The 16075-nt window shown below is 62.0% G+C and carries 15 protein-coding genes; 9 read left to right on the top strand and 6 right to left on the bottom strand.

The window, feature by feature from the left end:
- Window positions 1-156 precede the first annotated feature (156 nt).
- From THIVI_RS02385 to THIVI_RS02370, 4 genes are all read left to right on the top strand, one after another.
- Window positions 157-1266 carry an IS5 family transposase gene (locus THIVI_RS02385; RefSeq protein WP_041447215.1) on the top strand — a complete coding sequence of 370 codons (1110 nt, stop codon included), beginning with the start codon at window positions 157-159 and terminating at the stop codon, window positions 1264-1266.
- A gap of 168 nt (window positions 1267-1434) precedes the next feature.
- Complete coding sequence (pta, locus tag THIVI_RS02380; protein ID WP_014777052.1) at window positions 1435-3546, top strand: phosphate acetyltransferase; 2112 nt, start codon at window positions 1435-1437, stop codon at window positions 3544-3546.
- Window positions 3543-4748 (top strand): acetate/propionate family kinase, encoded by a 1206-nt coding sequence (locus THIVI_RS02375; protein ID WP_014777051.1) that lies wholly within the window; start codon window positions 3543-3545, stop codon window positions 4746-4748. Before pta ends, THIVI_RS02375 begins: the two co-directional genes overlap by 4 nt.
- Window positions 4749-4847: 99 nt before the next feature.
- Window positions 4848-6398: an OmpA family protein gene (locus THIVI_RS02370; RefSeq protein WP_014777050.1), complete on the top strand. Its 1551-nt coding sequence runs from the start codon at window positions 4848-4850 to the stop codon at window positions 6396-6398.
- A 64-nt stretch (window positions 6399-6462) separates the two neighbouring features.
- Here THIVI_RS02370 and THIVI_RS02365 read toward each other — a convergent pair whose 3' ends face one another.
- Window positions 6463-6792, bottom strand: a complete 330-nt coding sequence (locus THIVI_RS02365) for an FmdB family zinc ribbon protein (protein WP_014777049.1) — start codon at window positions 6790-6792, stop codon at window positions 6463-6465.
- Between the two features lie 102 nt (window positions 6793-6894).
- On the opposite strand from THIVI_RS02365, the gene THIVI_RS02360 reads away from it, so the two are divergent.
- The gene (locus THIVI_RS02360; protein ID WP_014777048.1) at window positions 6895-7749 is read left to right on the top strand and encodes an SDR family oxidoreductase; all 855 of its coding nucleotides are present in this window, start codon (window positions 6895-6897) and stop codon (window positions 7747-7749) included.
- A 1-nt stretch (window position 7750) separates the two neighbouring features.
- Here THIVI_RS02360 and THIVI_RS02355 read toward each other — a convergent pair whose 3' ends face one another.
- Window positions 7751-8020: a nitrogen fixation protein NifZ gene (locus tag THIVI_RS02355; protein ID WP_014777047.1), complete on the bottom strand. Its 270-nt coding sequence runs from the start codon at window positions 8018-8020 to the stop codon at window positions 7751-7753.
- A gap of 227 nt (window positions 8021-8247) precedes the next feature.
- Here THIVI_RS02355 and nifU point away from each other — a divergent pair, with 227 nt between their 5' ends.
- Window positions 8248-9120: a Fe-S cluster assembly protein NifU gene (nifU, locus tag THIVI_RS02350; protein ID WP_014777046.1), complete on the top strand. Its 873-nt coding sequence runs from the start codon at window positions 8248-8250 to the stop codon at window positions 9118-9120.
- 391 nt (window positions 9121-9511) lie between these two features.
- Window positions 9512-10738, top strand: a complete 1227-nt coding sequence (gene nifS, locus THIVI_RS02345; RefSeq protein ID WP_014777045.1) for a cysteine desulfurase NifS — start codon at window positions 9512-9514, stop codon at window positions 10736-10738.
- Window positions 10739-11042: 304 nt separating this feature from the next.
- Here nifS and rpoS read toward each other — a convergent pair whose 3' ends face one another.
- From rpoS to surE, 4 genes are all read right to left on the bottom strand, one after another.
- The gene (rpoS, locus tag THIVI_RS02340) at window positions 11043-12059 is read right to left on the bottom strand and encodes an RNA polymerase sigma factor RpoS (RefSeq protein ID WP_014777044.1); all 1017 of its coding nucleotides are present in this window, start codon (window positions 12057-12059) and stop codon (window positions 11043-11045) included.
- A gap of 30 nt (window positions 12060-12089) precedes the next feature.
- Window positions 12090-12767, bottom strand: coding sequence for a peptidoglycan DD-metalloendopeptidase family protein (locus tag THIVI_RS02335; RefSeq protein ID WP_245537358.1), 678 nt, complete (start codon window positions 12765-12767; stop codon window positions 12090-12092).
- A 152-nt stretch (window positions 12768-12919) separates the two neighbouring features.
- The gene (locus tag THIVI_RS02330; protein WP_014777042.1) at window positions 12920-13588 is read right to left on the bottom strand and encodes a protein-L-isoaspartate(D-aspartate) O-methyltransferase; all 669 of its coding nucleotides are present in this window, start codon (window positions 13586-13588) and stop codon (window positions 12920-12922) included.
- Between the two features lie 11 nt (window positions 13589-13599).
- Window positions 13600-14355, bottom strand: a complete 756-nt coding sequence (surE, locus tag THIVI_RS02325) for a 5'/3'-nucleotidase SurE (RefSeq protein ID WP_014777041.1) — start codon at window positions 14353-14355, stop codon at window positions 13600-13602.
- Between the two features lie 150 nt (window positions 14356-14505).
- Between surE and THIVI_RS02320 the strand changes: the two genes are divergently transcribed.
- A complete protein-coding gene (locus THIVI_RS02320; RefSeq protein ID WP_014777040.1) occupies window positions 14506-15060 on the top strand; it encodes a Smr/MutS family protein in 555 nt (184 codons plus the stop codon).
- Between the two features lie 45 nt (window positions 15061-15105).
- Complete coding sequence (gene lgt, locus THIVI_RS02315; RefSeq protein ID WP_014777039.1) at window positions 15106-15954, top strand: prolipoprotein diacylglyceryl transferase; 849 nt, start codon at window positions 15106-15108, stop codon at window positions 15952-15954.
- The last annotated feature ends 121 nt before the right edge of the window (window positions 15955-16075 follow it).

Raw genomic sequence — 16075 nt, 5'->3', positions numbered from 1 at the left:
AAAAATTCATTGCGAAAACGCAACTGATTGCGCCGGATCAGTCGAGATGATTGGCCTCAGGGGCACGAGCGCCATGGGTTTCCTCTGAGAGGGTGTAGACAAAAATAATTGAGCTGCTATTTGTATACCAGTCTACAACTGAGCTGGTGTGCGCTGATGTCGAAAGCTGGTCGTCCCCCCAAGATTCACGAGGCGGAGCAAGCGGTATTGCGTCAAATTGTCACGGATCGCCCGACCTCCACGCTGTCAGAGATTGCCCGGGAACTCGCGGCACGGACGGGAATCGAGGCTCATGAAGCAACGATTCGCAAGTCCTTGCGGGAGGCGGGCGTCACGCGCCTCCGGGGCGAGAGTGGTCTCGAGGCGCAAGCGCGCGCAACGCCGCGTCGGTATGGGTATACGGATGCGCATCGTCGCCACGACCCCGACCAAAGCTACCCAAGTTGTCTGACCGATGCGGAGTGGGACTTGGTCGCCGCTCTCTTTGAGATGCCGGGCGGGCGGGGTCAACCGCCCCGCGTGTCGCGCCGGAGCATCCTGGAGGCGTGTTGCTACGTGGTGCGCACGGGGTGCGCGTGGCGGATGCTGCCGCACGATTTCGCGCCTTGGCAGAATGTCTACAAGACGTTTCGCCGTTGGAGTGCGGCTGGGAAGTTTGAGCAGATGCATGATCGACTGCGGGGGCAATGGCGCGAACGCGAGGGGCGTGAGATCGCGCCGACGGCGGCGGTGCTGGATGCGCAATCGACCCGCGGCTCGCCGCAGGGTGGACCGAGCGGCTTTGATGCGGGCAAGCAGGTCAAGGGGCGCAAGCGCAGCCTGGTGGTCGATACCTTGGGGTTCGTGTTGGCGGTGAGCGTGGTCGCGGCCAATCTTCAGGACCGCGATGCCGCCTCGGGCGCCGTCGCTGACGCGGCCGCCAAGTACCCCCAGATCAACACGCTGTTTGTCGATAGCGCCTACGCCGGTCAATTTGCCCAAACCACCGAGCAGACCCACGCGATCCGCGTGGAAGTCGTGCGCCATCCAGCCAACAAAAGCGTTGGCTCCTGGCACGTGGACGGGGCGCCTGACCGAGTGGTGATCGCCAACGCCGACGGCTTCGTTCCGCTGCCGAAGCGCTGGGTTGTCGAGCGCACCCATGCGTGGAATGAGCGTGCCCGTCGATTGATCATGCATCATGACCGTCTGCCAGCGGTCTCCGAAACCTGGGTTTGGCTGGCGGAGGCGCGCATCCTGCTGCGGCGGTTGACCACAACGGTTTGATTTTGTCTACACCCTCTGAGGCATGGGTAGATAATCGTTCAACAAAGACCAACTCCGCCACTCCGTCACATCCCCATCGCCCCTTTCCCGGCGGAATCTGGTATTTTTGCGCAGTGCAGCATGCGGCAAGTCCCTCGCCGTCTGCCCCTTTCGCCAAGAGAGAAATCAATGCAAAGCGTCTATATCGCCGGTGCCGGTTCCGGCAGCGGAAAATCCGTGGTGGTCCTGGGCTTCATGGAGTTGTTGTCCGCCGTGAACCGGAAGGTGGGTTTCTTCCGCCCGTTCGCGCCCAAGGATGGCGAGTCGGATAATCTCACCGCCCTGATCCGCAGCCGCTACGATCTGCCCTACCCGCCCGAGATGCTCTACGGCTGTACCCTGGAAACGGCTCGTCAACTCCTCGGCAGCGGTCATTACGATGAGTTGCTCAAGCTCATCATGAACAAGTTCAAGATGCTCGAAGAGCGTTGCGATCTGGTGGTCTGCGCGGGGACCGACTACAACGGTCTCATCCCCTCGCTGGAATTCGACTTCAACGCGGATCTGGCGACCAATTTTGGCTGCCGTCTGGTGGTGGTGGTCAAGGGTTTCGGGCGCAGCCCGCAGGAGGCGGTCGACGCCCTGCATATCGCGCACGAGATGATGCGCGAACGCGGCGGCGACTTTCTGGCAAGCGTCGTCAATGGCGTGGCCGCCGAGTATGTGGAAACGGTCAAGACCCGCGCCCACGACCTGCTGACCGAGACCGAGAACGTCTATGTGCTCCCGGAACAATCCGTTCTCGGGCGGCCAACCGTCGGCGAGATCCGTCAGGCGCTCGATGCCGACTGTCTCTGCGGCGAGGGCGACGCCATGTATCAGGTGGTCACCAACTACAAGATCGCGGCCATGGAGATCCCGGACTTCCTGGGCTATATCGAGGATGGCTGTCTGATCATCACCCCCGGCGACCGCTCCGACATCATCCTCGCCAGTCTGGCGGCGGACGCCTCCTCGGCCTTCCCGCGCGTGGCCGGTCTGCTGCTGACCGGCGGTCTGCGCCCTGCCGAAAAGGTCCAGCGTCTGATCGAAGGTCTGCGCCGGACCAAAGTCTCGATCATGCAGGTGCCTGCCGACACTTTCACCACAGCGATGAACGTCAATCGCATCGAGGCAACCATCCTGCCCGGCGATGACCGCAAGATCGCCGCCGCGCTCGGTCTGTTCGAAAGCTATGTGGACGTGGAGGAATTGCGCGGACGGATCGCCGTGCACCATTCCGACCGGATCACGCCGCTGATGTTCGAGTACGAACTGATCCGTCGCGCCAAGGCCCGGCGTCAGCGGATCGTGCTCCCGGAGGGCAGCGACGAGCGCATCCTGCGCGCCGCCGAGATCCTGACCCTGCGCCAGGTCGCGGATCTGACCCTGCTTGGCGATCCGGACAAGATCCGCCGTCGTATCGGTGAACTGGGCCTCAAACTCGACGACATCCGCATCGTCGACCCGCTGACCTCGCCCGACCGCAAGCGTTATGCCCAAACCTATTTCGAGCTGCGCAAGCACAAGTGCATCTCCGAGCAGATGGCGTATGACGTCCTGGAAGATGTCAGCTATTTCGGTACCCTGATGGTCTATCTGGGCGAAGCCGATGGCATGGTCTCGGGCGCGGCGCACACCACCCAGCACACCATTCGCCCCGCCTTCGAGACGGTCAAGACCAAGCCTGGCATCAAGCTGGTCTCCAGCGTCTTTTTCATGTGTCTGCCGGATCGGGTGCTGGTCTATGGCGACTGTGCCGTCAATCCGAACCCGAACTCCGAGGATTTAGCCGACATCGCCATCAGCTCGGCCGCCACCGCCGCCGCCTTCGGGATCGAGCCGCGCATCGCCATGCTGTCCTATTCGAGCGGCAGTTCCGGCAAGGGCGAGGACGTGGAAAAGGTGCGCGAGGCGGTGCGGATCGCCCGCGAGCGCCGTCCCGATCTGAAGCTGGAGGGACCGATCCAGTACGATGCCGCCGTCGATATCGAGATCGGGCGCTCCAAGATGCCCGATAGCGAGGTGGCCGGGCACGCCACCGTGCTGATCTTCCCGGACCTCAACACCGGCAATAACACCTATAAAGCGGTGCAGCGCAGCGCCGGCGCGGTCGCCATCGGCCCGGTGCTGCAAGGGTTGAACAAGCCGGTCAATGACTTGAGCCGGGGCTGCACGGTGACGGACATCGTCAACACCGTGGCCATCACCGCCATTCAGGCGCAAAACGAACACGACGCCGTCAAGGAGATCGCCCAATGAAGGTTCTGGTGCTCAACTCGGGGAGTTCCTCGATCAAATATCAGCTCTTTCGCAGCGACGATTGGGTGGCGATCGCCTATGGCCTGGTGGCGCGCATCGGCGAGGCCGAGGGCGAACTCAAGCTAAATTGGCTGGATGGTGCCCACAATCATCAGTCCAGACAGGAGACCCTGCCGATTCCGACGCACCAGGAGGGCATCGACCACATCGTCGCCGCGCTCAGGGCGAGCGGCGCACTGGCGGACGTCTCGGAGCTAACGGCGATCGGCCATCGGGTGGTGCACGGCGGCCCCCATTTCAAACATCCCGTCATCGTGGATGACTGCGTGCAGGCCGAGATTCAGAGCGTCGTCCCGCTGGCGCCGCTGCACAATCCGGGTCATCTGGCTGGGATCGAGGTCGCGCGCCGACTCTTTCCCAGCGTGCCCTCGGTGGTGGTGTTCGATACCGCCTTTCATCAGACCATGCCGCCGGCCGCCTATCGCTACGCGATTCCGGAATTCCTCTATACCGAGCACCGCATCCGGCGCTATGGCTTCCACGGCACCTCGCATGGTTACGTCGCCAGTCGCGCCGCCCGCGTTCTCGGCAAACCGCTGGAGCAGTGCAATCTGATCACGCTGCATCTGGGCAATGGGGCCAGCGCCGCAGCCATTCGCGGCGGTCAGTGCATCGATACCTCGATGGGGCTGACCCCTCTGGAAGGACTGGTGATGGGCACGCGCTGCGGCGACATCGACCCGGCCGTGCTCATCTATCTCGGCAAGAATCTGGGGCTCGACGCCGAGGCGCAGGACCAGTTGCTCAATCGTCAGAGCGGGCTGCTGGGGATTTGTGGCGTCAACGACATGCGCGAGATCGAACAACTCGCCGTGGAAGGCAACGCGCGCGCCGAACTGGCCATCGGCATCACCGCCCATCGACTAAAAAAGTACATCGGCGCCTATTACGCCGAATTGGGCCGGGTCGATGCCATCATTTTTACCGGCGGGATTGGCGAAAACTCGGTCGGGATCCGGCGGCGGGCCTGCGCGGGGCTGGAGCGCCTGGGGATCGTGCTCGACGAGGAGGCCAACGCCTCGCGCGAATCGCGCGGGGAGCGTTGCATCAGCGTGGCGGATGGCGAGGTCAGGGTACTGGTGATACCGACCAACGAGGAACTGGAGATCGCCCGGCAAGCGCTGGCGGCGGTTGGGGGCTGACGCGGGCTTTATCAAGCATCGTCGGCGCAAATGCGGGATAATCGCGCTCTTCGATACCGAAGAGCGATCACCGCCGCAACCCAGCCGAAGGAGATGATGATGTCCGATCCCAGCACGTCGTTCTGGAAATCCATGGCGTTTTTTCTGCTGTTTGCCCTGATTGGCGTCTACCTGCTCTATGAGTGGTACGACGACCGACTCTACGCCCGACTCGCGGAAAAAGACGCGCTGATCGCCCAGTCAAACGCGCAGATCAAAAACGCCGGCACGCAACTTCTCCAGGCCGAGGATGCACAGGACAGCGTCCGCTCCGAAATCCTTGCCCTGCAAGAGCGGCATCAAGCCGAAAAGCGTCAATTAAACGATCAACTGGAGACGCTCGCGCAGGCCAAATCCGCATTCGAGGAGGAACTTGCGACACTCCAGGCAAGACACGCGGACGCATTAGCCGCCGAACAGTCGGAGACCAGCCAGGCGCTTGCCGAACGGGACAGAATCGCCATTGCGTATACCGAACTGCAACGACTCTACGATGCGAATATCGCAAAAACCTTCGCCCTGCAGTCCGACCTGGACAAAGTCCGCCAGGCGATCACGGAAACAGCAGAGGAACATCGGGCAAAGGTTGCGGAACTGGAAAGCCACCTCAACGAACGAGTCGAACTGGCCAAAACCACTCCGATGGATGCCGATCTGGTCCGCACGGCGATGGCGATCGGAGTGATACCGCCTGACGAGGCCGATACGGAAGAGCGCCAGGCGCTGCAAAACCAACTCGCCGCGGCAAAATCGCAGTTGGAGACGCTTCGATCGGACGATGCCGCCGTTCGCGAACAACTGGCCGACATCCAGCAGCAGCTTCAGGACACCCAAGCCGAACTGAACCAAAGCAGGACCCAAATTGCCGATCAGGGTCCGATCCAGGAAACCGAGGACAGGCTTGCCACCTTGAACAAGCGACTCGCGACCGAACAGAGTGTCCGCGAGGGTCTTTTGCAGCAACATCAGGCCGCGATTGCGGCACTCACCGAAACGCTGGACGAGACCCGGCAGAAACTCGCCGCGACCGAAGACGCCTTGCGGACCGCCCAAACCGAAACGCGCGAAACGGATCGGGATGTATCGGAGCAGGTCGAGTCGGCCTCCGCCCAAACCGCCGCGCTGGAAACACGTTTGGAAGAGGAACGTCATCGATCGGCAGCGGCTCAACAGGCGATTCGCGAAGAGGCCGACATGGCATTGACCAAACTGCGTGCACGCCATGCCGCCTTTGCCGATCTTGGCGGAACCTATACGCCGCGCGGCATTTTATTGCGACTAATGGAGACCGAACTGCGTTTTTCTCCGGGTCAGGCGACCCTGCCGAATGACGAACTTGCAAGTCTGGCGCGCATCGCCGGCTTGCTCGCGGAACAGCCCGAGCTGTCGGCCCGGATCGAAGGACACACCGACAGCCTGGGTGGCCCCGAACTCAATCGAGCCCTGTCTCAGCAGCGTGCCGAAGCCGTGAAGCAGTCACTCGTCGCGCGTGGCATTGATCCAGAACGCCTGACCGCCGAAGGAATCGGTGCCGCCAAACCCATCGCCACGAATGCAACCTCCGCTGGCCGGAGTCAGAATCGCCGGGTCGAAATTTACCTGGAGGAATAGGCGTCCGCCGATTCCTCATACCTTGCTGGTGGGCGCGGGCAAACCGCTCGCGCTCCCAGCGCGATCAAGCAACCGTTTTCTTTTCCGACGACGTCGCGGGTACCGTCGCGGCCTGACCGGCTCCCGCCGTCGTGCTTGAGACGGTTTTGTCCGCGGATTTGGCCGTCGTCTTCTCCCCCTTTTCGCCGCTGTCGTGCAGGTTCTTCTGTTTGTCCTTCTTGAAATCGGTTTCGTACCAGCCGCTCCCCTTGAGCCGGAAACCGGCGGCGGAGATCTGTTTTTTCAGGGTGGGCTGCCCGCAGGCGGGACAGTCCGCGAGGGCCGGATCGCTGACTTTTTGGATCTTTTCCAACTCGTGGCCACAACTTTCGCAACGGTATTCGTAAATCGGCATGCTTGTCTTCTCGCTAAAGTTTCATCGAATCCGGTTGCGGACGATCTCGGGATTGGCGTTAATGCCCGCCCAGCGCTTTTCGGGATTCCAGACGGATCACCAATGCACTCGACCAACCTCCGTTCCATCCTCATCACCGGCTGCTCCAGCGGCATCGGTCATCATTGCGCGCAAGGACTTGCGCGGCGCGGCTGGCGTGTCATCGCCTCCGCGCGTCGCCCCGAGGACGTCGCCCGGCTTACGCGCGAGGGTCTGACCGCGATCCGGCTGGATCTGGACGATCCCGCCAGCATCCGCGCGGGCGTCGAGCAAACCCTGGAGTTCACCGACGGTCGGCTGGATGCGCTCTTCAACAACGGCGCCTACGGACAGCCCGGCGCGGTGGAGGATCTGAGCCGCGAGGTTCTGCGCGCCCAACTGGAGACCAATCTCCTGGGCTGGCATGACCTCACCTGTCACGTCATCCCCATCATGCGCCGTCAGGGTCATGGGCGTATCGTCCAGAACAGCTCGATCCTGGGCTTCATGCCCCTGCCCTATCGCGGTGCCTATGTGGCGAGCAAATACGCGCTGGAGGGATTGACCGATACCCTGCGGCTGGAATTGCGCGGCACCGGCATCCGCGTCTCGCTGATCGAGCCCGGCCCGATCCTCAGCCATTTTCGCGACAATGCGCACCGCGCCTTTCTGGCCAACATCGACCGCGAACGCAGCCCGCACCGCGAGTCCTACCGCCGGGCCGAGGCGCGTCTGACCAAGGCCGGACCCGCCCAACCCTTCACGCTGCCGCCGGACGCGGTGCTGAAGAAGCTCGTTCACGCTCTGGAGAGTCCGCGTCCGCAAGCCCGCTATTATGTCACCCTTCCGACGCATCTGTTCGGAACGTTGAAACGCATTTTGCCGACCCGCGCGCTGGATTGGATCCTGGCGCGGGTGTCGCGCGGCGGTGAAGGATAGCTTAAAGCTCCGCCGATGGCTGGGCGCCAAGTTCCTCCGCCCAACAGCCCGTGGGCGGCCCCAGTACCAGATCCTTACCCTCGAAGCGCACCAGGAACAATTCCCGGCTCGGCTCCGCTTCCAGATAACCGATGTTGACGATCACCCCGCGCGTCCCCGCGCGGGCGATCAGCGCATCCTCGGGGAGATCCGGGATGCCGCCGTCATTGCGAATATCGGCGGTCGCATAGACCATGTCGCCGGGGTTCAGTTGGCTCAATTCGATCATCATCGTCGACTCCTGTTGTCGGGTTTGTCACCAGAGGACCGCCCTCGCTTGTTCCGGAAATGACAAGCGAATCGGCGTCGCCTTGAAAATTATCAATGAATCAGCGCCCTGCCTGTGAAACTGGCCGTGGCATAGAGTTTGCTGAATTCTCTGTATCGACAAAAGCAAGACTCAAGCCACGCGCCGGCCCTGACGCCGCGCGCTCAAGCCAACGCGACCGGAGACAAGCCATGTGGGAGTATTCTGAAAAGGTCCAGGAACACTTTTTTAGCCCGCGCAACGCCGGGGCCATCGCCGAGGCCAACGCGACCGGCGATGTCGGCTCGCTATCCTGCGGCGATGCGTTGCGTCTGACCCTGAAGGTCGACCCGGAAACCGAGGTTATCCTCGAAGCGGGCTTTCAGACCTTCGGCTGCGGCTCGGCCATCGCCTCCAGTTCCGCCCTGACCGAGATCATCAAAGGCATGACGCTCGACGAGGCGCTGAAGGTCAGCAATCAGGACATCGCCGACTATCTCGACGGCCTGCCGCCCGAGAAGATGCATTGCTCGGTCATGGGCCGGGAGGCGCTTCAGGCCGCCGTCGCAAACTATCGCGGCGAGGTCTGGAAGGACGATCACGAGGAAGGCGCGCTCGTCTGCAAATGCTTCGCCGTCGATTCGGCGCTGATCGAGCACACCATCCGCGCCAACGCACTGAGCACGGTGGAGGATGTCGCCAATTACACCAAGGCCGGGGGTGGCTGTTCAGCTTGTCACGAAGAGATCGAGGAGATCCTGACGCGCGTGCTGGCCGAAACCGGCAAGACCTTCGCGCCCACCGGCGCGGCCACCAAACCGGCGCCCGTCCGCCGCAAGCTGACCAACCTGCAACGCATCCGCTGTATCGAAAGCTCGATCGAGGCCATCCGGCCCAATCTTCAGCGCGATCATGGCGACGTGGAGTTGGTCGATATCGACGGCAAGAACGTCTACGTGAACATGACCGGCGCCTGCGTGGGTTGTCAGATGGCCTCCACGACGCTCGAAGGCATCCAGCAGCGCATCGTCGAGGATCTGGGCGAATTCGTGCGGGTGTTGCCGGCGGCGGCGCAGAGACATTAAGGAAGCTCCTGGAACATAAGGTGATTTACGGGAATGACTTTACTGATTTCCGTTCGTCCTGAGTCCTGAGCGGAGCCGAAGGGTCGAAGGACGGGCGGAAATCGCGCTCCGAGGCCGACATTGCATCCGTTCATGGTTCGACCCTTCGACTGCGCTCAGGACTCACCACGAACGGATGCAATGTCACCACGAAAGTGGGTATGAGCTTTTCCGGAGAATAACGACAACGACAACGAGATGCATGAAGCAGGCTTCGCTTCGCCAGGTCGCATCGTCCGGCTACTAGAGCGATCGGCGATATGTCGCCGCCAATCGCGCCAGTCGACCACATGCCGACGACCCCAGGCGCCGACGGCAAGTCGGCGCTCCCAGTTCATCGCGAGAGAAATCCATGACCACTTCCCCGCCCGTCCAAGGCATCTATTTCGATAACAACGCCACCACCATGGTCGCCCCCGAGGTCGTGGAGGTCATGCTGCCCTATTTCACCGAGCAGTTCGGCAATCCGTCCTCGCTGCATCAATTCGGCAACCGGGTGGGAATGGCGATCAAGCAGGCCCGCCAACAGGTCCAGGCGCTGCTCGGAGCCGAGCATGATTCCGAGATCGTCTTCACCTCCTGCGGAACCGAGTCCGATTCCACCGCCATCCTGTCCGCGCTCAAGGCACAGCCGGAGCGCAAGGAGATCATCACCACGGTCGTGGAACATCCGGCGATCCTCTCGGTGTGCGAACATCTGGAGAAGGACGGCTATAAGGTTCATTACCTGAAGGTGGACGGCAAGGGCCGGCTTGACATGCAGACCTACATGGATCTGCTCTCCGACCGGGTCGCGATCGTCTCGGTCATGTGGGCCAATAACGAATCCGGCACCCTCTTTCCGGTGCAGGAAATGGCCGAGCTGGCCAAATCCGCTGGCGTCCTCTTCCACACCGACGCGGTCCAGGCCGTCGGCAAGCTGCCGATCGATCTCAAGGACACCGCCATCGACATGCTGTCGCTGTCCGGGCACAAGCTGCACGCGCCCAAGGGGATCGGCGTGCTCTATCTGCGTCGCAATACCCGTTTTCGCCCACTGCTGCGCGGCGGTCATCAGGAACGCGGACGGCGCGCCGGCACCGAGAACAGCGCGGCCATCGTCGGACTCGGCAAGGCATGCGCGATGGCGCTGGAGCACATGGAGTCCGAAAAGACCGTTGTGCGCGCGATGCGCGACCGGCTGGAACAGGGAATCCTCGCCGCCGTGCCCAACTGTTTCGTCACCGGCGATCCGACCAACCGCCTGCCGAACACCAGCAATATCGCCTTCGAGTACATCGAGGGCGAGGCCATTCTGCTGCTGCTGAACAAGCTCGGCATCGCGGCATCGAGCGGCTCGGCCTGCACCTCCGGCTCGCTGGAGCCCTCGCACGTGATGCGCGCCATGGGCATTCCCTTCACTGCGGCGCACGGGACCACCCGCTTCTCGCTCTCGCGCTACAACAACATGGACGAGGTCGAGCGGGTCATTGCGGCGGTTCCGCCGATCGTCGCGCAACTGCGCAAACTCTCACCGTATTGGGGAGACAGCGGCCCCGTGGAAGATCCCGAGAGGGTCTTCGCGCCGGCCTATGCTTAGGAGCCATCCATCAACACTTTCCCCTGTATCGGCGTCGCCCGCAAGCGGGCGACTTGGCCGTCGGTTTCGCCGATTCGGGAAATCGTTGCTGGACGGTTTCTTGGAGCCTGACCTCGATCGCTGGAGCAAGACCATTAGCGGTACAGGAAGTGGCATTTTTCCGAGGGTGGCGGGCGGCAAAGTGGTCAAATCCTGACCAGTTACAGGATCAGGCTTCCCAGTCAGTCTGTTACCCATCCATCGCACAGCTTATCCACAGAAGCGCCCACTTGGATTGGGGACAACCACGGAAACAGTCCTCGTCTCACTTGAAAAAGGATTCGACTGAAAATCCTTCTTTTTCCAGGATATCCCGAAGACGTTTCAGTGCGTCCATTTGAATTTGGCGGACGCGCTCGCGGGTCACGCCAAGTTCCTGGGCCACGCTCTCCAGCGTCGAATAATCATAACCGTGCAATCCAAAACGCCGTTCCACCACCTCGCGCTGTTTGTCGTTGAGCTTGTTTAGCCAATGTTCGAGATTGGTCTGGATGTCGGTGTCCTGGATATTGTCGGCCGGATCGCTGGCCGCTTCGTCTTCCAGCATATCCACCAATGGCTTGTCGGCATCCTTGCTGAACGGCGTATCGACCGAGGAGATGCGTTCGTTGAGCCCCAGCATGCGTTTCACTTCGCTGATAGGCTTGTCGAGCAGGCTGGCGATCTCCTCGGTGGTGGGCTCGTGGTCGAGCCGCTGCCCAAGATTGCGCGCCGCCTTGAGATAGAGGTTGATCTCCTTGACGACATGAATCGGGAGACGCACCGTGCGGGTCTGGTTCATGATCGCCCGCTCGATGGTCTGGCGGATCCACCAGGTCGCATAGGTGGAAAAGCGAAATCCGCGTTCGGGGTCGAATTTCTCGACCGCCCGGATCAGGCCCAGATTGCCTTCCTCGATCAGATCGAGCAACGGCAGACCGCGGTTCAGATAACGACGGGCGATCTTCACCACGAGCCGGAGATTGCTGACAATCATGCGCTGACGGGCGGCGTTGTCGCCCCCCTGGGCCAGGCGCGAAAAGTAAACCTCTTCCTCGGCGGTCAGAAGCTTGGAGGCGCCGATTTCGTTGAGGTAGTACCGGGTGGCATCGAAATCGCCATCTCCCGAGCTGAAGCGCTCGCCGCGGGGCTCAATGCGATCCGGGGATTCGACCGCGTCGACCTCAACCTCGACAGCCTCCTCCGCCTCGATCAGTTCGGAATCCTCATTGAGCAAGAGCAGCGATTCGCTGTCGAGATCCGACGAATTCTCGTTTGCCTCCAGGTCTTCGGCGATTGGCATCCACATCTCCCTCCGCCCAGTCGGGCGGGGTTAGTTTCGCGCGGGCAGGTAAGCGATCGGGTCAACGGCCGTCCCGTGACGGCGGACCTCAAAGTGCAGCAGATGGGTTCCTTCGGCTCCTTGACCAACCTCCGCCACGGCCTGACCGCCCGTGACGCGATCCCCCTCCTTAACGAACAGCGAGCGGTTGAAGCCGTATGCACTCAAATAGTTGTCGTTATGTTTGATGATGATAAGGTTGCCATACGCCTTGAGTCCACCACCGCTATACACCACCAGGCCATCCGCGCTGGCTCTGACCGCCTCGCCGGCACGCCCGCCAATGCGGATCCCCTGGCGCGTGCGATCGCCGGCATGGAACCCCTGAATCAATGGACCGCTCAAGGGCCATGCCCAGGCAATTTCGGAGGATTCACGTTGGCTGCCAGGTTTGTTTTTATCTTTTAGCTCTCTGCTTTTTTTGCTGGCGGAGACTCTGGGCGTCTGGACATGGCCGCGGCTGGGGCGCACCGCGGCATCGGATTTTTTCTCGGGCGCGACCGCCGCCCCGGCGATCCGCCTGGGACTGGCTGGATCCGGCGGTGCCGCGCGCAGCAAGGTATCCGCATAGATGACGTAGGGCGGCTTCAGTCCATTCCATTTCGCCAGTTTGCGCGCGCTGATGCCGAGCCGCTGCGCGACAAGACTCAGGCTGTCGCCCGTGCGCACGAGGTAAAATCCCTCGGGAACCGGCCCCCGCCAATTCCAACCATACACTGGCGCCGGAGTCGTGCTACTGCAACCGCCAAGCATCGACGGCAACCAAACAATCAGGCAAAGGGCAAGGAGAACGCGCCTATTTGAAACACCCATCAACCCGCTTATCCTTCCGATACCGAATCGGAAATTCCCATCAGCAAGGGCACAAAACTCACCGCTTCCAGCATCTCCTGCTCGAATCCATCCCCGACCCTGGTGACTCGCACCAGCATCTGCCGCGCGGCATCCCCGATCGGCAGCACCATGACTCCTCCCGGCGCCAGTTGCTCGGCCAGCAGCCGCGGCACTCCGCGTGGCGCGGCGGTCACCAGGATGCCATCGTAGGGCGCATAGTCAAGCCAGCCCTTCGACCCATCGCCAAGCAGAAAACGAATATTTCGCTGTTTGAGAGCACTCAACCGTTGCCGCGCGCGATCCAGCAATTCGCGCACGCGTTCCACACTGTAGACACGGCGCACCATGGAGGCGAGCACGGCGGTTTGAAAACCCGAACCCGTGCCGATTTCAAGCACCGTATCCGGCCTGACGCGTTCCAACAGCGATTGCGTCATGCGCGCGACGGTATAGGGCTGAGAGATGGTCTGACCATGACCGATCGGCAGCGCCGAATCTTCGTAGGCCCGGCTCGCCAGCGCCTCGTCCACAAACAGATGCCGCGGCAGATCCCGCATCGCTGTCAGCACCTCCGGCGCGTGAATCCCGGCCTCGCGCAGACGGAGAATCAACCGTTTCCGTGTGCGCAGGGAGGTCATCCCGATCCCTGGATCCATCGTCACCTCAATCATCCTCTGGCCGCCAACCAATGGCCAAGCGTCTCTAGCGCGGCGTGGCGAGTCAGGTCGACCTGCAAGGGGGTGATCGAGACGAAACCATGACGCACGGCATCGAAATCCGTTCCCGGTCCGGCATCCTGCTCCGGTCCCGCGGGGCCGACCCAGTAAATCGTCCGGCCTCGGGGATCCCTCGCCATCACCACCGGCTCCGCCTTGTGTCGATGCCCAAGCCGGGTTGCCACGAATCCCTTAAGATCCTCGTACGGCAGATCCGGCACATTCACATTGAGGATGATGCTGGACTCCAGCGGATGCTCGCGTAATCGAGAGACCAGCCGCACGGCGACTCTGGACGCCGTCGCCAGGTACCTGGGCTCATGCGAGACGATGGACACCGCCATCGAGGGCAGGCCCAGGAAGCGCCCCTCGGTCGCCGCCGCGACCGTCCCGGAATAGAGCACGTCATCGCCTAGATTTGGCCCGTGATTGATCCCCGCGACCACGAGATCGGGGTCGGGGTCGGTTTGGAACAAGCCCGTCAGGGCGAGATGCACGCAATCGGTCGGCGTTCCATCCACTCGGATATAGCCATTCGCCGTGCGCGTTGCCCGTAGCGGCACATCCAGGGTCAGCGAATTGCTGGCGCCGCTCCGGTCGCGCTCCGGCGCGACCACCACGACCTCTCCGAGCTGACCCAGCGCACTGGCAAGTGCGATCAAGCCCGGCGATTGATAGCCGTCGTCGTTACTGACCAGGATTTTCATAGGATGTCATGCGTTCCGAAGACGGCGATAAAAGCAGGGAATGCTCCTGGGATCATACCCAATAGAAACCCATCAAGCATCCCGGCTGAATCAACGCCCGCACTGATATACTCCGGTGCCAAGTTCTGCACACCGCGGTCGCCACCCGTCATGAAGAAGCAAATCCAAGAGGCCGACCTGGACTTGTTTCGCGAGCAGGTCCGGGACGCCGCGCCGCTGCGGCATGACGCTGTCGCGACCTATCGCCCCAAGCCGCCGCCAATTCCGCGCCCGCGCCACATCGCGCCGCCGGAAGACGACGCGAACGCCACCCTGTCCGAATCCGAAGTCGAAACGCACGACTTCCTCCTGTTTGTCCGCCCCGGCATTCAACGCCGCGTCATCGCCGACCTGCAACGCGGCGCGATCGAGGTGGGGCTGGAGGTGGATCTGCATGGTCTGCATGCCGAGCATGCCCGGCAACTCCTCGCCGAATTCCTTGCCGAGTGCGGCCATCGTCATGTCCGGTGCGCGCGCATCATCCATGGCAAGGGGCATCGTTCCTCGGACAATCAGCCGGTGCTCAAGCAGAAGGTCAATTACTGGCTACGCCTCTACGATCAGGTTCTGGCCTTCTGTTCGGCCACCCGACGCGACGGCGGCACGGGCGCAGTCTATGTTCTGTTGCGAAATCCCAATAAACAGAGGCAGTCAGATCGACTCTGACGATCACTTCAACCCTGTCATATCACAGTGATACCATCCGCACCCATGTTGACCTACCCCGATCTCGACCCCATCGCGCTGGCCATTGGACCGCTCAAGGTCCATTGGTACGGTCTCATGTATCTCGTCGGCTTCGCCGTGGCCTGGACGCTGGGCCGCTGGCGCGGCTCGCGACCGGGCTCCGGCTGGACCGGCGAGATGGTGGACGACCTGATTTTCTATTGCGTCATCGGCACCATCGCCGGCGGACGTCTCGGCTACATGTTTTTCTACGGCTTCGACCAGATCCTCGCCAACCCGCTAAATCTCTTAAAGGTCTGGGAAGGCGGCATGTCCTTTCACGGCGGTTTGATCGGTGTCCTGCTGGCCATCCTCTACTTCGCGCGCCGACAGCGGATACGCTTCTTCCAGGTCGCCGACTTTCTGGCTCCGCTCGTCCCGCCGGGGCTCCTCGCCGGACGGCTCGGCAATTTCATCAACGGAGAGCTGTGGGGGCATCGCACCGACGCCCCCTGGGGCATGCGCCTGCCCTGTGACGAATTTCCAGGTCAATGCCTGGATCAAGCGCGGGACGCCCTCTGGAGTCCGCCGGTCCATGCCTCGCAACTCTACGAAGCGGCGCTGGAAGGACTCGCGCTGTTTTTCATCCTCTGGTTCTTCTCCCGCAAACCGCGCCCCATGATGGCCGTCTCGGGTCTGTTTCTGCTCGGTTACGGGACATTCCGATTCATGGTGGAATTCGTGCGGTTGCCGGATGCCCACATCGGCTACCTCGCCTTCGACTGGCTCACCATGGGGCAGTTGCTGACGCTCCCCATGATCCTCGCCGGAGCGCTCCTGCTGGCGCTCGCGTATCGTCCCCAAACCTCGACGGGGCGACCGCCAGCGCACTGATTGCTCTCTTAAACCGCGCCCAGAGCGAAAAACGTCGTTTTGTGGCTTTCTCCAGCTTTTGCGCCATGACGGACATCCCGGTGGGGCGCGGTTTAAAATATTAAAAAACCCAAGTTGCCAC

Source organism: Thiocystis violascens DSM 198 (assembly GCF_000227745.2).
GTDB lineage: Bacteria > Pseudomonadota > Gammaproteobacteria > Chromatiales > Chromatiaceae > Chromatium > Chromatium violascens.
Note: the sequence above shows the minus strand (reverse complement) of the source record. Positions and strands in the feature narration are given on the sequence as shown.